At 46.3% G+C, this 4,324-nt stretch carries 5 protein-coding genes; 2 read left to right on the top strand and 3 right to left on the bottom strand.

Annotation, left to right across the window (positions count from 1 at the left end):
• Window positions 1–509 (top strand): ATP-binding protein (locus Q0257_RS06970; protein ID WP_298023282.1); only part of this gene is annotated, 509 nt, incomplete at its 5' end.
• 1,110 nt (window positions 510–1,619) lie between these two features.
• Window positions 1,620–3,086 (top strand): aldehyde dehydrogenase family protein, encoded by a 1,467-nt coding sequence (locus Q0257_RS06965; RefSeq protein WP_297894493.1) that lies wholly within the window; start codon window positions 1,620–1,622, stop codon window positions 3,084–3,086.
• A 54-nt stretch (window positions 3,087–3,140) separates the two neighbouring features.
• Here the strand turns inward: Q0257_RS06965 and Q0257_RS06960 are convergent, their stop codons facing one another.
• The 3 genes from Q0257_RS06960 to Q0257_RS06950 all read right to left on the bottom strand — a co-directional run.
• Window positions 3,141–3,524, bottom strand: a complete 384-nt coding sequence (locus Q0257_RS06960) for a hypothetical protein (protein ID WP_298023279.1) — start codon at window positions 3,522–3,524, stop codon at window positions 3,141–3,143.
• Window positions 3,525–3,534: 10 nt separating this feature from the next.
• The gene (locus tag Q0257_RS06955; RefSeq protein WP_295150994.1) at window positions 3,535–3,948 is read right to left on the bottom strand and encodes a hypothetical protein; all 414 of its coding nucleotides are present in this window, start codon (window positions 3,946–3,948) and stop codon (window positions 3,535–3,537) included.
• 9 nt (window positions 3,949–3,957) lie between these two features.
• Window positions 3,958–4,324: hypothetical protein (locus Q0257_RS06950; protein ID WP_298023276.1), on the bottom strand; the 367-nt coding region annotated here is incomplete at its 5' end.

The following is a 4,324-nucleotide window of genomic DNA, read 5'->3' as shown; positions in this document are numbered from 1 at the left end:
ACGAGATCCCCTACGAGATAATCGATACTAAAATTTTTGAATTCGGCAAGGAAAAGATCCGCGCGAACACCACGTTTTGCAGCTTTTGCTCGCGTATGAGGCGCGGATACATCTACTCCTACGCGCTCGAACACGGCTTTAATAAGATCGCCATCGCCCACCACCTCGACGACGCCGCGGAGAGCTTTTTTATGAATTTTACCTTTAACGGAGCGCTGCGTACCCTCGCTCCGCGCTATGTCGCCGAAAACGGGCTTGTGATCATCCGTCCGTTCATTCTTGCGCGCGAGCGCCAAATCGCCGCCTGTGCTAGAGATAACGAGCTTCCGATCATGCGCGAGGAGGAGGTCTGCCCCGCGAAGCAATACGGCGGCAAGGAGCCCACTGCGCGCGCCGCTACGAAGGAGCTTTTGGCGCAGTATGAAAAAGCTCATCCGAGGTTTTTTATCAGCCTGCAAGCCGCCTTTGCCAACATCCACGAAGATACCTTTTTCGAGCCTAAATTTTAAAATTTTAAGCGGTTTGTACTCCTTCGCTCAAACGAATTCAAAGCGCGCAGTTTTTGCGATAACATTAGTTTCGTACGCCTAGTTCGATTTTTCGGCTTGAATGAGCCTGACACACGCAGAGCAGTTGTCCTTCCTGTGCTTGAACAAACCGCGAGCTGCAGCGTGAGCGGTTGGCTTACTACGTTTAAATTGCGGTGCGGGCGATTGCACTTCTGAGTATAAGTTGTACACGAGCCGCGGCGAATAGCTATCCCCCTGCGTCTAAAAAGCCGTGCGCGCGAGCAGTTGCTCCCTCTGCGCCCGAGAAGCTACGAGCTATAGTAGGTTGTGCGTTGCTGTATCTGTTTTTACAAAACAGCCGTGGCTGTTTTCGGCGCCGCCCTCTCGTCTTGCTCAAAAGCCGCCCGTACCAAGCGGAGCCTTACGAGCGAGTGTTAAGAGGTTCGCAAAGCTTGCTCGAAAGATAGTTGTAGAAATTTTATTCCGAAAAGTATTTTTGAAATTTTACTTCACAAAATTTTCAAATTCTCAACCAGACTAAATTTTAAAATTTTAACGAAGCCCGATTCAAAACTCCGACGAAGCCGAATTATGAAATTTTATCCCGCAAAATTTTAAAATTTATCGGCAGGCTATAGTTTGAAGCGCATTCGCGGATCTGCCCGCCGTGCGCCGTAAATTTAAACCGCTCGCCCGCTCCGCTAAAGATAGTTTTAGAAATTTATTCCGCAAAATGTTTCTAAAATTTTACCTTACAAAATTTCAAAATTTTAACGAAGCCGAATTTAAAATCCAGGCGGAGCCAAATTTTAAAATTTTATCGGAGCGAAATTTTAAAATTTCGCGCAGCCGAATTTCCGCTCTCGTTTCATAAACGTTACATTTTGAAATTTCGCCGCTCGCACCCGGTCAAATTTCACGCCGCTTCAAAGCCGCTTCAAACCTCCGCTGTCGCGCACGCAGATCAAATTTTAAAATTTCGCGCGCGCCGCATTGCTTCTTAAATTTACACACCGCAAAATTTTAACCGATTTTCGCTCCGAAATTTATGCCGCATTAATCGCCGCGGATATATAATAGCGAATGTCATATTTCACGTAAGGAGTAAGCATGGCTACAATCCAACCAAGCTATAAGCTTTTCATTGACGGCGAGTTTGTGGGTGCCGAAGGCGGCGCGAGCCTAGACGTTTTTAATCCCGCCACCGGCGAGAAAATTTCAAAGATCGCAGATGCTAGCAAGGCGGACGTCGATAGAGCGGTCGCCGCGGCGCGCAAGGCGTTTGAGAGCTTCCGCCGCACCAGCGTTTATGAGCGCAGCGCGCTGCTAAATAAGATCGCCGACGTCCTAGAGCAAAACGCCGAGTTCATCGCCACCGTAGAGACTATCGACAACGGCAAGCCGATCCGCGAGACGCGCGCGGTCGACGTAGCGTGGTCGATCGAGCATTTCCGCTATTTTGCGGGCGTGATCTTGGGCGAGGAGGGCAGCGCCAATATGCTAAAAGAGCGCTATCTATCCGTCGTTTTACGCGAGCCGATCGGCGTAGTAGGACAGATCGTGCCGTGGAATTTCCCGTTTTTGATGGGCGCGTGGAAGCTCGCTCCGTTACTTGCCGCGGGCGATACGTGCGTATTTAAGCCAAGCTCCGAAACCAGCCTTAGCATTTTGGAGTTCATCCGCCTAATCGCGCCGCTGCTTCCAAAGGGCGTCATCAACGTCGTAACCGGCAAGGGAAGCAAGGCAGGCGAGTTCGTCCGCACTCATAAAGGGCTTGATAAGCTTGCATTTACCGGCTCGACCGAGGTCGGCAGAGGCATCGCGCTTGCCGCGGCGCAAAAGATCATCCCCGCTACGCTTGAGCTTGGCGGCAAGAGCGCGAATATCATCTTTGACGATTGCGACTTCGACGTTGCGATCGACGGCGTGCAGCTGGGAATTCTTTTCAACCAAGGTCAGGTCTGCTGCGCGGGAAGTAGGATCTTCGTGCAGGAGGGCATCTACGATAAATTCGTACCGGCGCTCGTGGAGAAATTTAAGCGCATCAAAGTGGGCGATCCGCTCGATCCAAACACCCAGATGGGATGCCAGATCAACAAAAAGCAAGCCGATAAAATTTTAGAGTACGTAAAAATCGGCGTAGAGGAGGGCGCTAAGATCGCCGTGGGCGGCAAGCGACATAGCGCGGGAGAGGCTTTCGTCGAGCCTACGCTACTCGTGGACGTGCGCAACGACATGCGCGTGGCGCAGGAGGAGATCTTCGGTCCTGTGGGCGTCGTGATTAAATTTAAAGATCAAGACGAGCTCGTCCGCATGGCGAACGACAGCCTCTACGGACTAGGCGGCGCCGTATTTACGCGCGACATCGCAAAAGCGCTCACGGTCGCACGTCTGCTTGAGACGGGTCGCGTGTGGGTCAATACCTACAACCAGATCCACGCCGGCGCGCCGTTTGGCGGCTACAAAGAATCGGGCATCGGTCGCGAGACGCACAAGATGATCCTGGATCACTACACACAGACCAAAAACATTTACATTGACACGATCTCCAAACCGAGCGGCTTTTACGAGCAGTAAGGCTTAGCGCGGTATCTCGGGCTACATTTCGGGCGGTTTGCGCCGCCCGAAATTTTATTCTGTTTGACTCGATTGAGTATTTAATTTTAAGATTAATATAGGCTCATCACTTGACGGCAAATTTTTATTTGCCAACCTGATACCTTTATAAACATTTATCGTGATTTTAACATTTGGTATGTCGGTAACTTTTGAAAAATTATTTAAGAGCAACTTTATATCATCATCTCTAGCGCCATAAATGTTTACTATGCTCTCATATCTATCGGTAATTTTTCCACAAGACCAAGAACCGCCTAGATGATTTAAATCTCTTATTCCTTCAAATATTATTTCTTCTGCTTTGTCGTTATACTGATTCCGACATTCCCTACCGTCGCAGCCGAATAATATAAATGCGGCGACTATCAAAAAGAAACACTTTGTAAATTTCAGCATTTCATTTTCCTTAATTTGATTTTGTGTCTAATTTTACGGTTAATATATTCTTGCTAAATGGTGGCGGAGTTTTGCTGCCCCATTTCCAATATCTCTCATAAACCGATATAGTAATTTTGACATTTGGAATTTGTGCCGCTTCTGCTACATTCTTTAATAAAGTTTCTAAATCATCGTTGCTAGGTCCGTAAAAATTTATGAAGTATTCATAGTTGTCAATAGACCCGCACGTCCAATCTCTATTTTCCTTATCCTTTAAATTATCAGTTATAATAGAAAACGCCTTATTATTGTATTCGTTGCGGCATTCATTACCGTCGCAGCCGAATAGAACAATCGCAAAAAATATTGCAACAAGAAATTTCATGGCGAAATTAAAAAATCCGCCTGTTTTTATAGTTTGATAACTACGGTTGCAACCCATTTTCGCTCCTCAGATAAAATCCCTATATTCAATATTTTTATCACTCATTAAAATTTTTAATTTTTCAAAATCCTCTTTTGTTATATAGCTTAAAGGCAAAATAATCGAGCTTAGATTAAATACGATATTTGCCAAATTAAATTTTAGTTTTAAGCAAAGTGTTTCGCCTCCAGGCAGATATGCAAATGTAGCAATATATTTAATCTCATCATATTTTAGAATTCTTTGCCAAAAGATATATCTTACTATCACTTTATCATCGTAGCACGCAATAAATTTAAAGCAATTCGGAATAACCGTCGTATAAAAAAGACCGATTAGCGTTATCCAGCCTACGATAGGCGCATAAGGCTTGTCAAGCATTATAAAAACAATG

Origin of the sequence: uncultured Campylobacter sp., assembly GCF_938018035.1 — a bacterium.
Taxonomy (GTDB): domain Bacteria; phylum Campylobacterota; class Campylobacteria; order Campylobacterales; family Campylobacteraceae; genus Campylobacter_B.
The sequence above is the reverse complement of the archived record's forward strand: the minus strand, read 5'-3'. Positions and strand labels throughout refer to the sequence as shown.

Excerpts from the sequence above, each read along its gene's own strand:
- Q0257_RS06965 (WP_297894493.1), top strand. The coding sequence starts at position 1,620 with ATGGCTACAATCCAACCAAGCTATAAGCTTTTCATTGACGGCGAGTTT.
- Q0257_RS06960 (WP_298023279.1), bottom strand. The coding sequence starts at position 3,524 with ATGCTGAAATTTACAAAGTGTTTCTTTTTGATAGTCGCCGCATTTATA.
- Q0257_RS06955 (WP_295150994.1), bottom strand. The coding sequence starts at position 3,948 with ATGGGTTGCAACCGTAGTTATCAAACTATAAAAACAGGCGGATTTTTT.